The sequence below is a fragment of the Brucella sp. IR068 genome (genome assembly GCF_049065885.1).
Taxonomy (GTDB): domain Bacteria; phylum Pseudomonadota; class Alphaproteobacteria; order Rhizobiales; family Rhizobiaceae; genus Brucella; species Brucella intermedia.
On sequence record NZ_JBAKHE010000050.1, the window covers coordinates 1 to 1,162 of the forward strand.

Here is a 1,162-nt window from a genome sequence, read left to right on the forward strand (position 1 = left end):
GAACGTACGAAGCCCCACGTTAACATCGGCACGATTGGTCACGTTGACCATGGCAAGACGTCGCTGACTGCAGCGATCACCAAGTTCTTTGGTGAGTTCAAGGCGTATGACCAGATCGACGCCGCTCCTGAAGAGCGCGCCCGCGGCATCACGATCTCGACGGCTCACGTCGAGTACGAAACCGCAAACCGTCACTACGCACACGTCGACTGCCCCGGCCACGCCGACTATGTGAAGAACATGATCACCGGCGCTGCCCAGATGGACGGCGCGATCCTGGTGGTTTCGGCTGCTGACGGCCCGATGCCGCAGACCCGCGAGCACATCCTGCTCGCCCGTCAGGTTGGCGTTCCGGCAATCGTAGTGTTCCTCAACAAGTGCGACCAGGTTGACGACGCAGAACTGCTCGAACTGGTTGAACTGGAAGTTCGCGAACTTCTGTCGAAGTACGAATTCCCTGGCGACGAAATCCCGATCATCAAGGGTTCGGCTCTTGCTGCTCTTGAAGATTCCTCGAAGGAACTGGGCGAAGACGCCGTTCGTTCGCTGATGGCTGCTGTTGACGACTACATTCCGACCCCGGAGCGTCCGATCGACCAGCCGTTCCTCATGCCGATCGAAGACGTGTTCTCGATCTCGGGYCGTGGCACGGTTGTGACGGGTCGCGTTGAGCGCGGTATCGTCAAGGTTGGTGAAGAAGTTGAAATCGTCGGCATCAAGGCGACGGCGAAGACGACGGTTACCGGCGTTGAAATGTTCCGCAAACTGCTCGATCAGGGCCAGGCTGGCGACAACATCGGCGCGCTGATCCGCGGCGTTGGCCGTGAAGACGTTGAACGCGGCCAGGTTCTCTGCAAGCCGGGTTCTGTGAAGCCGCACACCAAGTTCAAGGCAGAAGCCTACATTCTGACCAAGGACGAAGGTGGCCGTCATACGCCGTTCTTCACGAACTACCGTCCGCAGTTCTACTTCCGCACGACGGACGTGACGGGCGTTGTCACGCTGCCGGCYGGCACGGAAATGGTCATGCCTGGCGATAACGTCGCCATGGACGTGCAGCTGATCGTGCCGATCGCCATGGAAGAGAAGCTCCGCTTCGCTATCCGTGAAGGCGGCCGCACCGTCGGTGCAGGCATCGTCTCCTCGATCATCGAGTAATGAA

General features: G+C 59.5%; 1 protein-coding gene. It reads left to right on the forward strand.

Features of this window, described 5'->3' with window-relative positions; all coding sequences use genetic code 11:
- Positions 1 to 1,158: elongation factor Tu (tuf, locus tag ACOWVS_RS23425; protein WP_077684229.1), on the forward strand; the 1,158-nt coding region annotated here is incomplete at its 5' end.
- Between the last annotated feature and the right edge of the window lie 4 nt (positions 1,159 to 1,162).